Here is a 17812-nt window from a genome sequence, read left to right as displayed (position 1 = left end):
CATTATTTTTTTACATAGATCTTTCTTCCTTCAATGGTAAAGTGAACCCGCCCCGTAGCTTCGAGCAGTTGAAGTACATCGTGTACCTGGGCAAAGCGGGATACCGTGCCCCAAAACCGGGTTTCTGTAACCGGCCCCTGGTACACGACATCCACATCATACCAGCGTGCTATCTTATTCATTACGTCTTTGATGGGTTCGCGGTTAAACATGAAATAGCCTTCTTTCCAGGCCACTGCATAACTGGTTTCTACCTCCTGTACACCGGTGATTTCGGCTGCAGTCACGATGGCCTGTTGCCCCGGTGTCAGCAATGCCTGTGACTGATTGCGGCTAACCTGCAAACTGCCGGTTAAGAGGGTAGTGATCTCCCGGGCATCTTCCCGGTAAGCGCTCACATTGAAACTTGTTCCCAGCACGCGTAGGAAGGCGCCGGCAGCCGTTTCAACGATAAATGGATTTTTGGGATCTGATCTCACTTCGAAATAAGCTTCGCCCACAACTTTTACTTTTCTTTCGCCCGGTTTAAAAACGCTTGGGAAGAAGAGGCGGGTGGATGCATTCAACCATACCTTTGAGCCATCGGGTAATGCTAGCTGGTATTGTCCGCCTTTGGGTGTTTCCAGCATATTGAGTTCATCAGCCTGGTTGAGTGATTCTGCAACTCCTTTGGCCACCAGTAAACCACTTTTTTTCTCGAATCCGGTGGCTTTGTCGTTCATGGTGATCATACCATCGGCTACTTCTTCGAGCAGGATGGATCTGCCGCCGCTCAGTTTCAGCATAGCCTGGTTTTTACCCGGAACGATGCTTGCAGTCGTTTGCGCAGCTTGATGGCCGTTATTCCGGGATTGTTTTTGAGAAAAGAAGAAAAAGACCACTGAAAGCACCACCACGAAAATGGCGGCCACTTTTACAAAAAAGACAAGCGGCGTTCTTTTTCGGGAAATGGGATTCACATCAGCCCCTAACCTATTCTCTATGCCTTCTTCGATACGCCTGATCGCTTTATGGTCAACGCTGTCAGCCGCATTACCGGCGCTGAACGCCGCTTCATACCTGTCGAGGGCGGCTGCAGCCTGCTCCTCCGGCAGTGTTTTGAGCCAGTTCAGGAAATCGGCTAATTCTGAAGCAGCATGCGTTTGTTGTGCTATCTTTTCAAGAAAATCTTCGAATGTATTTTGGTCCATATCGGGGGTAAGACACGCATGGCGGGAAAAAGGACCCCCCTGTGGGAAATATTTTTAAAAAAAAGAGGTAAGAGAACAACAGCTCAAAACAAACACCTGAAGTATTTAATGATTTCATATTTTCTAATGGTGGCCAATCCCTGGTACAGCAGTTTTTTTACCAGGTTTTTCGATGCGCCTGTTCTGGATGAGATCTCGTCGAGGCTCAATTCTTCGCGGGTGCTCAATTCAACAATAAGCCTTTTTTTAGGTGATAGTGTGGCCAGGGCCTGGTCGCGCAAGCGCATCCCTTCTTTAAGTGTCAATTGTTGTTCGGGTGTTTCAGGATCCATTCCATTGTAGAGGCGATCGTTAATAAAGGTTCTTTCGTTCTTTTGTTTTCTCAATTCATTAAGGAACCTGTTTTTTGCGGCCCTGAATAAATAGGATCTAAGCTGTTTTATGTGAACTGCTTTTGCGCGGTTATCCCAGATCTTAATAAAAACTTCCTGCACGATATCTTCACTTAACGCATCGTCATTACATACACTTTTGATAAATGGGTACAGTACGGGCGTATAGCGCTGGTACAGTTCACGAAAGGCGTGCCGGTCGCCTTCGCTTACGCGGAGCAGCAAATCGTTATCAGAGATCCCCTTCATGCTTGGCAAGATTAAGATTGAACCTTACAATCGTTATGTGTTCATGTTGCTGAATTCAAAAGTAGAATAAATTTTATTTGTTCGCAGATAACGCTTTAAGTCATTGAATGTGAAGGTTTGCATTTTGCTATACATTTTCAGCAACATCTTTGTCGCCGCCATTTCAAATGCCGTTGTTTTAGCGAAGGCATTCCCAACGCTTAGCCCAATCCAACAGCACATCCTGCCTCCACCGGGAGATGGTTTTTCCGCCCTGGATCTTTCCGTCGTATAGTTGCGGATCAGCTTTGTCTGTATACCAGTGAGTGCCCGGTTTATAGTCAGTGGAATTCCTTTTGCCAGGCCATAGGTTCGTAACAACCAGTTTCCCTTCCTGTACCGGGAAACCGGGAAGGGCTGAGTGTAACCGGTAGCTTACCACTTCCGCTTGCTTCGGCACATACTTTAGTCCGTATTGGCCGCCGCCCAGATAATAGCCAGCCCATTTTTGCACAGTGTTTTTATAAGGCGTTTCCATCCAGAAACAAATGGAGTCTGCCGGGATATTGATCTCGGGTCCTTTGAGGTGAAACTCTACTACTGTACAAAACGCAACGGTGTCTGTTATGCCGGTAATACGATCAAAGATAACGCGGGGGTTATGCGTTAACCGCTCAAAGCTGCCGCCCCAGCTTTCCCGCATTGGATCATTGGGGTTCCGATCCATGAGGTAGAGCAGTGAGGGCGTGTCACCCATTTTCACGTCACCCTGGTAATAGTTTTTAAAGTCTTTACCGAGCTGTCCTGCACCCTGAATGTACTTGTTGTAGTAACCGGTTGTTCTCACACTGTCGAGCACATCCTTATTTGAAAAGAAGCCATAGTAAGAAGCGTTGTTTTCGATAAACCAAAGTTTTGGGAAATTTTCAGCAATGTAAGCATAGCTGTTTGCACTCCATTTCTTATTCGGACCTCCGATCCAATACACGCGGATCTTATCCTGGATCTCCGGCGCATCGTGTAATGCCTGGGCCAGATCTTCCAATCCTCCCCAGCCAAGGATCCAAAGTGGTTGGCTGCTTTTCTTTTTGGCGCATTTGATGATCCAGTCCGAACCTTCGCTTGGGCTGGTATAACCGGCGTACGGAGCATTGCCATGTTTTCCCTGTTTGGTTACCGACCGTAAATGATCAGGGGCAGCCAGGCCTTTCTGGCAGTTCTTCAACTTAGGCAGGTCTTTTTCGTACAGATCGATCATCCGCAGGATCTCTTCCTTTCTACCTTCCCCGTATGAAGGTGAAGATACAAGACCTTCAATATTGAACTTATCACTATACATCAGCAAATGAGCCATTGATTGATTATCATCAGGGTCTGTGCCACCTATGTCGGTGCTTACCAGGATCCGCGGTTTCAAAGGAACCGGCTGCTGCCCATGTACTGCATGTAAACAAAAGAGCGCAGAGAAAAAGAATAGCGTTGCAATCGTAGATGTTTTCGGCATCATTGAACTGTTATTGTGTTAGTAGAAATTTCAGGACGATCTCTCATGTTTTTTATTAAAGCGGTGATCTTAAACCCTGCCAGGAGAATTTAATAATTTTTCTGAATCAGCCTTCCTGAAACAAACTTACTATTTGGTCTTATTAAACCATCCCGTGCCGGGGGGTACCATGCTGAAACAATTTTAGCGCCTGCGCGCACAACATAATAAGGAATATAGTGCTATTTTAGTTTTACATAAGCATCTCTGTTATTTAAACACCCAGCACTATTATGCGATTTCTTATTGCCATTGTACTCCTTCTTTCCTATTGCACCTTATATGCACAGGTAAAAACATCGCTGAAAAATTTCAGTAACAGGAACGGCGCAAACGCCACCGTAAAAGATAATTTATTATCGGTATCATGGCCCGCAGGCAATAATAAGCAGGGCAAGCTGGTTCTTGACCTTTCTGCGCAACAGCCCCTGTTCAAAAGCCTGGTATTACAAGAAAGCAACAGGGAACATTTGATCGCTTCGGGCCTTGATCCGGTATTCCTGTTAACGGTTGGTAAACGCGACCTGGTTTCGCAAAATGGATGGAACATTTTCTTCGACAAAGTGCCCAACAAGCCATTTGCAGCACACCGTATTGCATGTAACAAACATGCTGCTGATGTCACCAGCATCGGCAGCCGAACGGTGATCAGCATCGATTCTTTACAAGCACCCGGTTTCAGCGGCACCCTGGAAATAACTTTGTACAATGGCAGTCCCCTGATGAACATTGCTGCAGTTATGACAACCAGCGTCGATTCAACAGCAATCCTGTACGATGCCGGACTGGTTTCAACGAACAAGCTGTGGCAAAAGATCGGCTGGAGCAACGTGCAGGAACAAATGCAGTTTATAAAGCCAGCCGGTGATGACAGTGCTACCGCTTTGCAAGTAAAATTCAGAAGCATTATTGGCGTGAGCAGCGAAGGCAGCCTGGCGGTATTTCCCCCACCCCACCAGTATTTTTACCCCCTGGATGAAGCATTTAATTTAAAATTCGTCTGGGCCGGAAATAATTACCGCAAGTTGGTGAATGGATATGGCATCGGGATCCGGCAGGACCTCTATGGCGACCGGCGTTTTGTACCCTGGTTCAATGCGCCTCCTGGCACGCGGCAGCGATTGAATTATTTTGTGTTACTCAACAGCGGGAACGAAGCCAGGGCGCTGGCTGAAGTAAAACAGTTTACCAATAACGATCGCTACTCTTCACTGCCCGGCTATAAAACAATGGCAAGTCACTTTCATAATGAGTTTATCATGAAAGTGGTGATGGCCAATAAACCGGTGCCTGATACACCGGCTTTCATGCAGGTATTCAGCCGAACTGGTATCGACATAGTGCACCTCGGAGAGTTTCATTACACGGCGCATCCCAAGGGGCCGGACAGCCTCCGGTTAAAAGAATTACAGGCCCTGTTTCAACAATGCGAAAGATTATCGTCAGACAAATTCCTGCTGCTGCCGGGCGAAGAGCCGAATGAATTTTTCGGCGGGCACTGGTTGCAACTGTTTCCGAAACCTGTTTACTGGATCATGTCGAGAAAAGAAAGCGAGCCATTCGTGACCGACGATAAAACTTACGGCAAGGTGTACCGGATAGCGAATGAACAGGAAATGCTCGACCTGCTGAAATTGGAAAACGGCCTGGCCTGGACGGCCCATCCCCGCACCAAAGGCTCAACGGGGTATCCTGACAAATACCGATTGGCTCCTTTTTTCAAGGATGCGCATTTCCTTGGTGCGGCCTGGAAAGCTATGCCAGCCGATCTGTCGCAGCCAAAACTTGGCAAACGTGTGCTGGACCTCATGGATGATATGTGTAATTGGGGTGACCGCAAAAAGATCCTCGCAGAATCGGACCTGTTTACCATTGAACCCGAAAATGAAATGTATGCACACCTGAACGTTAACTACCTCAATATTGACAAACTGCCTGATTATAAAAGCGGCTGGCGATCTGTTTTGGATGTATTGCAACAGGGTAAATTCTTTTCCTCTACCGGCGAAGTACTCATCCCTTCGTTCACGGTGAACGGAAAGTCACCGGGAGCAGCAGTTAGCGCTGATGGCAAACAAACAAAGATCTCGTTCAAACTGAGATGGACCTTTCCTATGAATTATGCCGAGATCATTTCGGGCGATGGCCATAAGGTGTACCGTGAACGGATTAACCTGGTGCATACGCAGCCTTTTGGTGAAGAGAGTTTCAATATATCCCTTGATCTGACCGGCAGAAAATGGGTGCGGCTCGAAGCCTGGGATATTGCGGCAAATGGCGCTTTTACGCAGGCCGTGTGGATAAACTAAGCGGGTATCTCGAAGGTTAAAGAGTGGGAATTAAGTGTAGAACGATCAAGGCGTTAATTCTACAGGTATGTAGAATATTCACAACAATCTGATTTTGAATGCAAAGCTGAATTCTAACGATCCCAAAACAGGGTGGCAGAAGAATTGAAGCAATAACCATTAAAATTTAGATTATGAAAAACATCTTTTTTGCATTATTGATCGTATTAGGCGCTATTGCAGCCTGCAATCCACCGCAATCTACGACTGGTACTTCATCAGACACTACTGGCACAAACAATACTACGCGTGATACCACCGTAAATCAAACGCAAAGAGATACCAGTATGCAGCAATAGCATTTGAAGTGGCAATACCATACATATCGAAAGACTACTTTAGTATTTCAGGTTCCTGAAATTCAAATTATTATAAAGCGGTTAGATCCAGTGCACCCACGAAAGTTCGTCTCATGAGACGCGGGCCTGTAACGCTGCAAAGGTTACAGGCTTTTTTTATTTTGGTTGCGACTGTTACTGATCAAATGCACAATAGTTGTCGACCAGTTTTCTAATCAACGCTACACGTTCTTTCAGGAAACGGGTATTGAAAAAAGAATTGGAAAAATCGTCGAATTGTTCATAATGGAAGCCCATGTAAAAGATCCAGAAGCCGAAACTCAGGTATGGGATTGCTTTGACCTCATCGGCGGATATGTGCTTTCCACTTTGGTAGCTTTTGATGAAGATATCAAACTGTCTTTCTGCTTCTTCCCTGGTTATTTTATTAAAAGTCGTATGAAGCGCTAAATGAAGCCAGAAGCTCATTACATCGTTTACCAGGTACCCCCTTCCCATAAAATCAAAATCAAAAAAGGTTATATTATCGTTTTCGTCGAAGTGGAAGTTTTTGGGAAGATAATCATAGTGGCAATAGCCATTACTAAACCGCGCCGTATCAAAATCATTTAATTTTTGAATAACCCTTTCGGCGGTTTTTAATAAATAATCATAGTCTTCCGGAATGTCGGCAAATGCAGGCTTCACCTTTTTCAACGGCTGTATGATGGTGTTATTCAGATCATAGCTTTTTCTTTCATATTGGATAAACGCATTTGCACTTATAGTATGTATTACGGCCATTTCCCTGCCGGTAACTGCCAATTGCCGGTCCGACAGATCGTGCATGCTTTTGCCCCTGGCAAAGCTGAATAAAACGCCATAACGGATGCCTTCAGGGGCATTAAAAGACTGGATCTGCTGCCCATTGAGATCCCTGATGGGATAAGCTATTTTTGCTCCCTGGTCATGTAATATATTCAGCAGCTCCACCTCTCCCCGGATCTCAGTAATTGACCGGTGGCTGTCGCGGTATATTTTAAAGATATATTGCTCCGTATTGCTCCTGACCAGGTAAGTATCGCTTACTCCCCGCAGCAGAAAGCTGCAGCTTATATTGTTCAAACCATAACCCGCTGCAATTGCACCTTTCAGTGCCAATGCGGAGAGTGTGGAATATTGTACCGGGAAAATGGGCGTTGTTGCATGCATGATACGGTTCGTTTAGCGATGCAATATAGATAAAAGACCGTCCGCTTTCCCCCATTGCCGGTTGTAGCATTAAAAATCATATTTTTTCCTGCGCGGCCGCGACAGCATCGCGATTGCTTCCTTATCATTATTCGTGATGGTTTCACTGGCCGGGTCCCAGTAGATCTTTCTTTTTAATTTCATGGCCATATGATGTAATAAACAGGCGCTGCAGGAGCGATGACCAACTTCTACAGGAGCCGAAGGCTCTTTTCTTGTTTTGATACAATCTAACCAGTTGGCATGTTGGTCGGCGCTTTCGTATAAATGGATCTCATTGGCACCGATAACTGATTGTAAAATTTTGGGGTTGCTTGCATCAATAGGCTTCACCCCGCTATTATCCGCAACAGGGTCGGTATCGGTTACTCTATAATTTCCCCGGGTGGCCCACAACCATCCTTCCGTGCCAATAAATTTTACCCCATTGGGCAATTCATTGGAAACGATCATATGCACTCCGTTCGCATACAATGCTTCCGTTCTGAAAATTCCATGTACATCCCATAAGCCTTTATAACCGGGATCATCGCCCGGGAATTTCGCATGGCCCCAGATCTCGATGGGGCCGGTAAGTTCTGCGCCCATGCCCCAATGTGCCGTATCAATATGATGGGCGCCCCAGCCGGTGATCATACCGGCGCCAAACTGTTCGCAGCGCAACCACCCCGGTCTGCTTGTAATGCCTTTTATCCCTGCATCCTGCGCATGCACCCTGTCTTCTGTATAATAGATCTCGGGCGTAGTGCCCAGCCAGGCGTCGTAATCCAAAGCGGCAGGCACAGGCATTTGCATCGTGCTGCCGCCGCCGGGATCTCCAGGTAAACCAACCTCCACTGTTTTCAATTGCCCGATCCTGCCGTTGCGAACCAACTCACATACTTTTTTAAACTGCGGCCATGGCGCGATGGAACGTTGCTGGCTTCCCATTTGCAGGATCCGGCCGGTTCTTTTTACCGCATTACTTAAGATCCTTCCTTCTTCAATGGTGAGGGAGGCGGGTTTTTGCAAATACACATCTTTACCTGCATTTACTGCATGAACGCCGACCACCGCATGATGATGATCGGGCAGACTTATATGTACTGCATCGATATCTTTATTAGCTAAAAGCTCTTTATAATCGTGATAGACTTTTATCTCCCAATCCCCTTTCAGGCCGCCATTAAATTGCGCAGCCCTTTCATAATTCCTTTTTACCGCAGCCGGACCGGCGGCAGCCCGGTTCTTATCTACATCACAAACGGCCCTTATTCTGGCGCCTGCATATTTTGCTATGGACGTCATGTCGTGCGTAATAGAGATCCTGCCGCAACCGATAGATGCAATATTGATCAGGTTGCTGGGTGCATATTTACCAAAAACGCTGGCAGGCACGATCATTGGTATATTCGCCGTGATGGCTGTTCCTACAGCCGTTTTAACGGTGTTGGTCAGAAATCTCCTGCGGCTGATGGTTGATTTTTTTGCTTTTTTCATTGGCAGCGATTTAAAGCGAGCGTACTGTATTTTATTTCCTGAAGGTCATGGGCCGGGCATTTTTCTGCGCTTTTAATGCCAATTCGGTGGCCAGAAAACAATGCGCCTGTGTCATGGCGGTCTCCGTTCTGTTAAGTACATCATCGACAAACAACGGCCCGAATGGCAATACCTCATTGTTGCAATCCATATGTATCATTTCCTTTTTATCTACCAGGTATAAATGATTGCCGCCTTTATTACCTGAAAGCAGATCCGTGTTTTTTCTTACCTCTATATATCCATCTGTTCCCAGTATGGTCAGGCGTCCATCGCCCCAGGTATTCAGGCCATCAGGCGTGAACCAGTCGACCCTTATATAACCGGCGCCGCCATTGCCCTGTAACATCACATCGCCGAAATCTTCGAACAAAGGTTTGTCGGGGTGATGGATATTGCCTACCTGCGACATCAAAACCTGCGCTTCGGTTGAACCTGTAAAGTGCAAATACTGATCGAACTGATGCGAACCGATATCTGTAAGAATGCCACCGTATCTTTTTTTATCCCAGAACCAATCCGGCCGCACTGCCAACCCTGTTTTACCGATATTGTTTTTGATCCTGTGCGGCGCCAGGTTGATCGTCTGAATGACCTTGCCAACAGCGCCTGCTTTTACCAGCTGGCTTGCTTTCTCTGTGCCTTTATTTTCAAAACGTTCACTGTACATGATCGAGTAAATGCGTTTTGTTTCTTTTTGCACCTTTTTTACTGCGGCCAGTTGTTCCAAGGTAATAATGCCGGGTTTATCCGTTAAATAATCTTTGCCGTGCTGCATTACACGAATACCTAAGGGCGCGCGTTCGTCGGGTATGCCTGAACTTAAGACCAGGTGAATCGCCGGGTCTTCCAGGATCTCATTTTCGTTTTTTGCCAGTTTGACCTCGGGATAGGCTTTCATAAATGCAGCCGTCATCGCGGGATCTTTGGCATACAAAGCCACCAGTTCGCCGCCTCCTCTTTTAATGGCATCGGTCATACCATAAATATGCGGGTGGTCAATACCGATCACTGCAAATTTTATACGATTGGGCACTGTGATCATTTGCTTTTGTTTCCCGGAAGATTCCACGAATCTGACCTTATCGATCAAAGGGGTCATTAGCAGGAAACCTGATGCCTTCACTGAGTTTTTTAAGAATTGCCGCCTGTGCTTATTTTGATTAGCCATATAACAATATCGTTGTTTAAATGACGGCTAATTTACTGAATGAATTCGTTAAAAGCTTGCCCTTGCCTTTATTATGAAATTCCTTCCCGCTCCGCTGATCCCGGAAGCAAATACCCGGTAATTTTTATCCAGGATATTTTCTACAGCCAGTTGCAACGTATATTGTTTACTTATAATGAACCTTGTAGTACAATTGAGGATATGCCAGGCAGGCATGCCGTCTGCCGTTGCATACTGCAGGTTGTCTTCCCCATAGGGATTGTAGTCCTTTAGTTTTTTGCTTCCGTTGTAGAGTACATACATCTCAGCTTCCATGCCTTTATACCGGGCTGTAAGGCCTGTTTTTCCGAATACCGGCGGAATATGGTCCATCGGTACGGTTGATTTATCTTCCTGCTTATACCGGCCATGGGTGTAAGTAATATGGGAATAAAGGCTTAGATAAGTAACCGGACGAAGCGAAAAACCGGTCTGCAAGCCGTATAACCAGGCCCGCGCTTTATTTTGATTGGCGGCAACAGGCGTTAATTGTCCGTCATACAACACACTGGCTGCACCGTTCAAATGGAACCTGTCGAGCACAACCGCATCACGGAACAGGGTATAGAATGCGTTTGCTTCCAGCTCGAGCCATTTACCAAGGCGTTTGCTGCAATCAAGATCGAATTGCCAGGTATGCTCGGGTTTGAGCTCCCTGTTGGGAACTACCAATTGTACGCCGCCTGCTGATTCGAACACTTTGGCAAGGTCATCGATATTTGGCGCCCGGAAGCCGGTAGAGACATTAAGCGCTATCCGGCTGCTGTTGGCATTGGGCAAAAAGATCAGGCCAGCATTGAGACTATAGGCAAGATGCCGCTGTGTGGCTTTTGTGAAAGGCAGATGAAGCAGGGCGGTGTCGTTGAAATTCGCATCCAGGCCAACATAATTCAACCGGAGGCCATCATTCAGGATCAGTTTACCCGGAATGATCCTGAATGTGTGTTGCGCATAAATGCCGCTATAGCTCATGCTGTTCTTACCATCGGGATAGCGGGTGACGAGGCCCGATGTCTTGATCCCGGAATGAATATCGTAATTGAATGCAAGAGACCGGAGCTTATTGAACTGTGCATCGGCTCCCACATGCAGATCGTGTTTTGCCATGCTTTTGCGAAGATCGAGGTGCAGGGCCCATACATCTACCCGTTCTATCCTGTGCTCGCGTAAGGATCTTCTGTAAGCACGCTGCATCCGGCTTTCTTCGATGTGCTGATAACTGGCGCCGGCTTTGAGCTGATCAAAGAATCCTTTTATTTCTTTCGACTGGAAATTATAAGATGCCATAAGCCTTTCCTGCGGGCCATAGTACCATTCCGCCCACCGCAAGGCGCCATTCCTGGTATCGGTAAGCCGGTCATACCGTGGAATATCACTGCTGTTGGAATACTGCCAGTTCAGTTCATGCGATTGCGCCGGGCTTTTCTGCCATAAAAACTTTTGCAACAGATCGTACTGCTGATAGTTGCTGTATTTCTGAACGTTCTCATTATCATTCTGTACAATGGAATCGATGCGGCTAATTTGGGTGATGTATTCTTTCCGTTTCCCAAATTCTGCATATTTCGCCCTTCGCTGACTGCCCTGGCGCAGGTTGCCATACCTGCTAAAGCTCAAAGAAGTGAGGGATGCAAAATGGCGCGTTCCGATATTAAGATCGGCATGACCGGTACATTCATTGAATGCACTGCTATAGCGGCTCGATACATTGGTTTGGATCTTTTCCAACATCGGTTCTTTGGTTTGTAAATGGATCACCCCACCCAATGCATCAGAACCATACATCGTTGATGCCGGGCCCGATAAGACCTCTACCCTTTCCAGGATGTCGTCATCGATGGTGATCACATTTTGTAAGTGACCGGTACGGTAAATGGCATTGTTCAGCCTTACGCCGTCTACTACCAGTAAAATGCGGCTGGCCTCAAACCCTTTGATGACCGGGCTTCCGCCGCCTAACTGGCTGCGTTGTACGAATACCTTACCGCTATGTTCCAGCAAACCGGCTGTATTATTCGACAGGGATCCGTCAATCTCCTTTTTTGCCAACACCAATGTTGGCTGGGCGATAAACTTTCTTCTCTCGGGAAACTTATTGGCGGTTACGATCACTTCTTCCAACAGGCTGGTTGAATCAACCGGTATTTGACGGGCATAAGCGGAAAACCAAAACCCGCCTGAAAGGATCAGCACTAATATAAAATATTTCATGGTAAATGGAGCCAGGTTTAAATACCGGGTTTGTAGTTTTTAGTTTGTGGTTTGTGGTTCATTCAACAAACCACAAACCACAAATTGTCATTAATCTTTTACGATCCTGACATTGGTATGTCCCTGGTCTTTGTCGATAATGATCAACTGGTAAATGCCCCGGGTGAGCTTCTGCAGATCCAATACTTTTGTTTGGCCGTTTACCTGTTGGGTTAACACTTTTTTCCCGTTCATGTCATACATGATTATTGTATGCGCATGCTGGAGCCCTGTCAGTGTTAATTTCCCGGAAACAGGATTCGGGTAAGCCTTTATGCCCGTTGCCGGTAATTCTTCCTGGGAAGCAGCCACTTTTGCGGGAACGGGTGCTTTTGTGAGGATAACCGGTTGTTGGATGCCATAGATGCGCATCTCGGCAAACTGGAAGAGGGAACCTGCCTTGCAGTTAAAGTTGAACTGGTAGTATTTATAGGCCGCCGTGTTGTTGAAAACATACACTTTTTCCTGGCCACGGCCGCTGAAGAATTCATTAGTCACGGTGTGCAGCACTACCCAGTTGACACTATCCATCGAGGCCTGCAAAGTCCAGCTTTTCGGATCCCTGTCTGGTGCATCGTTGCCCGAAACGATGCTATACCCTTTGGGAACATACGTATTGGCGGCGCTGTAACGCAACCAGGCAGCACAATTAAAGGTCACGTATTTGGTAGTATTGTTATTATCGATCACTTTGGTATAATCTTCATTGGCCGGAGAACCTGTCATGTGTTGCGCCTCCAGGAAGCCGCCATCATCTGTTATATCTGTAGTGCCTACCAACACCGGTGACCAAAGATTGGTTTCCCATACTCCTCTTCCGTAGGTGGCCACGCGCAGTTTTCCTGAAGATTTTTGGATCTCTACTTCGTTTACGGCAACCAGTGGCAAACCGCTGGCATGCTCCACCCAGTTGGTATCTGCATTGTCACGATAATATACGCCCACATTCATGCCTACATAAATACTTTCTGAAGGGTTGTTATCTACGACTATTGAGCGCGCAACCAGGGCTGGCAATCCTGCCGAAATATTGGTGAGGGTACTGCCTCTGTCGGAAGATACAAAAACGCGGTTCACCGTGCTGTTGAGGGCCAGGTAGATCTTGGAAGGGTTTACCTGGCTTACATAAATGGCATTGATCGTTGCCGGGGCGGTAACCGAATCCCAGCTTGTACCGCCATTATTAGTGCGGTATAATTTGGCGCCAACAGAACCGTAGATATAATTTGTATCACCGGGTGCTACCGCCAGGGTATTCAACATACCGCCGATCACCGTGCCGGAGATCTTTATCCAGTTGGTACCGCCGTTCACAGACTTATAAATGCCCGTCCAGCCACCATACACCGTATTGTGATTTGTGGGATGCATCACCAGCGGTGTTATCCAGTTACCGCTGGAAGGTTGAGTGAGGTTGGTGCGTGACTGGCCGGCATTGGTGGTTTTATAGATCGCTCCGTTCTGAGATGTGCCGATAGCTATGTTGGCATTGGTGGGACTGATCACATTATCCATACCATCGGCGCCCAGCCAGTCCTTCCAACTGCTGTCGGTTCTTCTGAAGGAGGAGCCATTATCCTGCGCACCGCCGGTGATCACATCTGGATCGGTTTTGGAACAGGCGATACGATAGAACTGCCTGATGCCAAGCCCGGCGGAAAGATCGATCCAGTCGCCACCGCTATTGTTGCTTTTGTAGATGCCGCCGTCACTGCCGGAATAAATAGTGGAACCGATCCATTCCAGCGCATGCACATCGGCATGATTATAACCGACCGAATTGGGATAACTCCAGGCGGTTTGCGCCACAAAGGAAGTACCGCCATTGGTCGATTTCCAGCAGATGATACCGGCGATCATCACTTCATCTATATTCACGGGGTTTACACAGATGGCCATATCATAGGTAGCCTGACCGCCCGTGCCCGTACCGGTTGTTTCATAACCAAAATAATTGGTGCCGCTGGCGGCATTGCCGACCACCGTGGTCACAAATGTCTGACCGGCATCAGTCGATCTGTACAGTCGGCCAAAGGAGCTGCCGTTTGCCTGTACGGCATACACCACAGCAGGGTTGGCGGGGGAAACACCGATCAATGTTCTTCCCACGTTGGTGATACCGTTAGCTGCCGTTATGGCTGTCCATGTAACCCCGTTATCAACCGAACGCCAGAAACAGCTTGTACCGCCGGAACCGGAAGTATACATGATGTTGGCATTGGTTGGATGGAATTCAATATCCTCTTTTGCTTCGGTATGAACCTGTGTCCAGCTGGCGCCGCCGTCAATAGAACGGAATACGCCATTGCTACCGGTGGCAAATACGATGGATGAGTTGGCGGGATGTACGATCACTTTTTTGGAAGCACCGGGACCTGCGCCGGTAGCAGCCCATGACACACCGGCATTCGTTGATTTGATAACGCCTCCGTTTTGTACAGCAGCATAAATAACATTTTGATTGGAAGGATCGATACAAAGATGGAAGATATTCATCCAGGCTGACGATGTAAAATCAACAAGTGGCGTCCAACTGGCCCCGCTGTTCGTACTCTTCCAGATGCCTCCGCCAGGCGAGCTTACATATATTACCGCGTGATTGGAAGGATGAATGGCTACCGAGGTGATTCTGCCTACACCCGGATTCCAGCCGCTTGTGTAGGTCCAGTTCTGCGGACCGAGTTCCGTCCAGTAGCCAAAGGTGCCTCTTGCAGAAGATTCAATTTGCCGGGTTCTCATGGCTGCTTTTGCCGCTTTGTAGCGGGCAGCTTCGGTTTCAGCATTGATAAAGAAACCGCTTTCATCGGTGTGAAACTTTCTTTCATATAACCAGCGCTGATATTGTTTATAACCGGTACCTCTGCCGGTGCCTACGCTGTCGAAGTAACGATTGGCGATGCGTTCGATCTCGTTGAGCCGGAGATCCGTTCGCTCCATTAAAGTGAAGATATCTGTCTGGGAACTGGCGGCAGAGCATACTACCGCCATTAATAAGGATAAGGCGAATTTCTTCATATAAGGTTTATTTGAGGCCTAAATATACTAACAAAGACTGATAAACGAATTTGCTAAAAATATTCAGCCGGAAATAAATATTCACAATGAAGAATCAAGGATCCGGTGTATGGCCAGCGAAGGGGCAACACCGGATCTTTATTTACGTACAGCGCATATTCGCGGTAGTGACAACCTGCTTTTGAGTTTTTAAAATTGCTTCTTCTCTGGATGCGGTCCCCTTCTCTAATGGCCGAAGTGTTATCATGCCGCTTTTTACAAGGAAGATTACTTATTTCACCCTTTGTAAATATTCGATGATGTCGGCACGTACAGGTCCCGCCGCTTTAATCGCTTCCATAATTTGTTCCTGCGTTTTGCCGGGAAACTGGCTTTGCAGATATTCGGCTTCAATACTATCGTTACCATCGACCCGGATATCGTCCTGGCGTCCTGTTATATTTTTATCGTCTGGCATATAGTTACAATTTAGTTTGACGGTGAAGTGTGGGATCTTTTCTTCTTGTAACTTCTACCATCTGCATACATTGATCAAAAAAATATGCCAGGACCCCAGGCGCGTACGCCGGCTTATTCTCTTGGCCTGTCAACCTCGACCACAAATACTTTCAATGTTGTTTTACCTATGTTTTTTGCCGAATGGGTTGATGCAGGAAGCACTACAGCCATATCCTTTTTGAATTCAATCGTTTGCTTATTTCCATCTTCCGAGGTGAGTTCAACAGTGCCTCCTTCCAGCACATACATGGCAAAATCAGGGTGCGCATGCAGTATGGAGGAATCGCCTGGCTTATAGGTGCCCTGGATTGCCCTGATACCTAATGTGTCTGCTAATTGTTTGTAGAGATTTGGTGATATCCTGGTTACACCGCGGGCGGTATCAAAGGGAGTATACCTGCCTGCACGACTGTCATTTGAAGCTATCGTATCTTCTGTGTTCGGGCTCTTGGTTTGATTTTCATTATTACAGGCGCTAAGGCCAAAAGCAAAAACGACTAAAAAGCAGCTCTTAAAGTAAAGTCTTGAGGTCATATACAGTAGTTTTAGTTTGTAAAAGCCAGGCAGCTGTTCAGAAGGCAGGATATAACAGTTGTCTAAAATAATTAATATATTAGAAAGGGATGCAAATTTTTTATGTGAGGATTGAAGCATAGCTGCCCCGGCGATCTTTGATGTAGTATACTTTATGTATGCGATAATCGTATGAATTGATTAGTTTTGACGGCCGTTCCTGTCTATTGTTCTTCATTGAATTATAAAGGCTAAGATGTTTTAGTAATTTGCAGGGCGTTGATTTATATTAAATTATAAGTGAATCATTCCCCTGGATGACCGGACGGGCATATTTTTGGGGCGTGGGCAAACGTCCTTTTTATTTAAACTGTATTATGACTGAAGCGCAACACATTTTTAAGAAGATAGAACTCGTTGGTGACCGGGTTTTGCGGTTAGCCGCCGTAGAACTTTGTAATGAAATTATTGAGAACAGATACAAAGCCGCCGAGATCATCGATTTCCTGGGCAGCAATAAAGTGTTTGGACTTATTGCCAGGATGAAGAAATTAGAGGCGCATAAAGATGATCCGGAGACAAAGGGCAGGTCAAGGGTGTTGGCAAATGCTTACCAATATTCTATTGGCAAGCTTTATTATGATGACAAGGTAAAAGCCCTCACGACTGCAAAAGAGGACCTGGCGCATTTTTATGAAAACCAGGAGCAGTATTTTGTGAAAAGGGATGGGTAATAAATTACTGCACAGCTCAGATGCATCAGGACATGGATGATGTTGGTAGAACTATTTGGTTGATACAAATTAGAAACCGTATCAATGCAGCTGCCTGAGTTTTAAGCCAAAGGGATCTGTCAGGTCACGTTTAACGGGATCATTGGGATCTGCAATGGGCGTTATTTCAAAGTCATTAGGAAAGTTTTCTGCTACTTTATAAAGAAGTTCTTCTGTATAAGATGGATGCCTTTCTCTTATTCTTTTAAAACCCATTACTCCACCATTGGCTCTTAAGTCGAGTTTTACAGCTTCATTGACCTTCCCAAGGCTGGTTGATTGCTCAATATTATAACCGATCTTTCCAACGACGAGCCCGATTGAATAAATTCCAATAAAAAGAAGAACGATCGATTTCTTCTGGTTGTCTTTAAGAACAATGTTCAAAGACGATAGTAAACTGACCCAGGCCCCAATAAACAAGGGCAGGATAAGTAAGGAAATCAAAATGAGATTGTACCACGGAAGTGCAAGCAGTTTTTTTACTAAGTCAAAGTTATCGCTATTCATAACGTTTGTTTTGGTTCACGAGATTACAACTATTTGGGAGTATTAAAGCAGGTGTTTTTCCCGTATTTATAGTGTTTTAAGATTGACTATTCCATAAGGTTAAGTAAGCCGGCTTGCCTGGCATGCTTATAAAAAAAAGCCATCCGCCCAGGCGGATGGCTTTATGTAGTGCGCCCGGCACGGGCGCAAACTCTAGGGTGGAAGTCCCGAACGCACCTTGATAGTGGGAAGCGTTAACCAAAGGCAAGGGTGTCCTTCGTGAGGGGGAATCTAAAGGAAGCCGGCGGTAAATCTC

Annotated in this window: 14 protein-coding genes; 3 read left to right on the top strand and 11 right to left on the bottom strand. The window is 46.4% G+C overall.

Going from position 1 to position 17812, the window contains the following annotated elements; all coding sequences use genetic code 11:
- Positions 1-2: 2 nt before the first annotated feature.
- From JT717_RS25465 to JT717_RS25455, 3 genes are all read right to left on the bottom strand, one after another.
- A complete protein-coding gene (locus JT717_RS25465; protein ID WP_205513968.1) occupies positions 3-1190 on the bottom strand; it encodes a FecR family protein in 1188 nt (395 codons plus the stop codon).
- Between the two features lie 83 nt (positions 1191-1273).
- Positions 1274-1831, bottom strand: coding sequence for an RNA polymerase sigma factor (locus JT717_RS25460; RefSeq protein ID WP_205513967.1), 558 nt, complete (start codon positions 1829-1831; stop codon positions 1274-1276).
- Between the two features lie 178 nt (positions 1832-2009).
- Positions 2010-3317 (bottom strand): DUF1593 domain-containing protein, encoded by a 1308-nt coding sequence (locus tag JT717_RS25455; RefSeq protein ID WP_205513965.1) that lies wholly within the window; start codon positions 3315-3317, stop codon positions 2010-2012.
- A 269-nt stretch (positions 3318-3586) separates the two neighbouring features.
- Here JT717_RS25455 and JT717_RS25450 point away from each other — a divergent pair, with 269 nt between their 5' ends.
- A complete protein-coding gene (locus tag JT717_RS25450; RefSeq protein WP_205513964.1) occupies positions 3587-5662 on the top strand; it encodes a CehA/McbA family metallohydrolase domain-containing protein in 2076 nt (691 codons plus the stop codon).
- A 173-nt stretch (positions 5663-5835) separates the two neighbouring features.
- Positions 5836-6000, top strand: a complete 165-nt coding sequence (locus JT717_RS25445) for a hypothetical protein (RefSeq protein ID WP_205513963.1) — start codon at positions 5836-5838, stop codon at positions 5998-6000.
- A 174-nt stretch (positions 6001-6174) separates the two neighbouring features.
- Here the strand turns inward: JT717_RS25445 and JT717_RS25440 are convergent, their stop codons facing one another.
- The 7 genes from JT717_RS25440 to JT717_RS25410 form a co-directional block, all read right to left on the bottom strand.
- Positions 6175-7191 (bottom strand): phosphotransferase enzyme family protein, encoded by a 1017-nt coding sequence (locus JT717_RS25440; RefSeq protein ID WP_205513962.1) that lies wholly within the window; start codon positions 7189-7191, stop codon positions 6175-6177.
- Positions 7192-7260: 69 nt separating this feature from the next.
- Positions 7261-8709 carry a Gfo/Idh/MocA family protein gene (locus JT717_RS25435; protein ID WP_205513961.1) on the bottom strand — a complete coding sequence of 483 codons (1449 nt, stop codon included), beginning with the start codon at positions 8707-8709 and terminating at the stop codon, positions 7261-7263.
- A 31-nt stretch (positions 8710-8740) separates the two neighbouring features.
- Positions 8741-9793, bottom strand: coding sequence for a Gfo/Idh/MocA family protein (locus tag JT717_RS25430; RefSeq protein WP_240348424.1), 1053 nt, complete (start codon positions 9791-9793; stop codon positions 8741-8743).
- 174 nt (positions 9794-9967) lie between these two features.
- A complete protein-coding gene (locus tag JT717_RS25425) occupies positions 9968-12169 on the bottom strand; it encodes a TonB-dependent receptor plug domain-containing protein (RefSeq protein WP_205513959.1) in 2202 nt (733 codons plus the stop codon).
- A gap of 90 nt (positions 12170-12259) precedes the next feature.
- Positions 12260-15223, bottom strand: a complete 2964-nt coding sequence (locus JT717_RS25420) for a T9SS type A sorting domain-containing protein (protein ID WP_205513958.1) — start codon at positions 15221-15223, stop codon at positions 12260-12262.
- Between the two features lie 271 nt (positions 15224-15494).
- The gene (locus JT717_RS25415; RefSeq protein ID WP_205513956.1) at positions 15495-15680 is read right to left on the bottom strand and encodes a DUF3606 domain-containing protein; all 186 of its coding nucleotides are present in this window, start codon (positions 15678-15680) and stop codon (positions 15495-15497) included.
- Between the two features lie 113 nt (positions 15681-15793).
- A complete protein-coding gene (locus tag JT717_RS25410) occupies positions 15794-16255 on the bottom strand; it encodes a cupin domain-containing protein (RefSeq protein ID WP_205513955.1) in 462 nt (153 codons plus the stop codon).
- Positions 16256-16611: 356 nt separating this feature from the next.
- Here JT717_RS25410 and JT717_RS25405 point away from each other — a divergent pair, with 356 nt between their 5' ends.
- A complete protein-coding gene (locus JT717_RS25405; RefSeq protein WP_205513954.1) occupies positions 16612-16968 on the top strand; it encodes a hypothetical protein in 357 nt (118 codons plus the stop codon).
- 81 nt (positions 16969-17049) lie between these two features.
- Here JT717_RS25405 and JT717_RS25400 read toward each other — a convergent pair whose 3' ends face one another.
- Complete coding sequence (locus tag JT717_RS25400) at positions 17050-17517, bottom strand: hypothetical protein (protein WP_205513953.1); 468 nt, start codon at positions 17515-17517, stop codon at positions 17050-17052.
- Positions 17518-17812 lie beyond the last annotated feature (295 nt).

Origin of the sequence: Longitalea arenae (genome assembly GCF_016924755.1) — a bacterium.
GTDB lineage: Bacteria > Bacteroidota > Bacteroidia > Chitinophagales > Chitinophagaceae > Niastella > Niastella arenae.
This window is presented reverse-complemented; position numbering and strand designations above follow the sequence as displayed.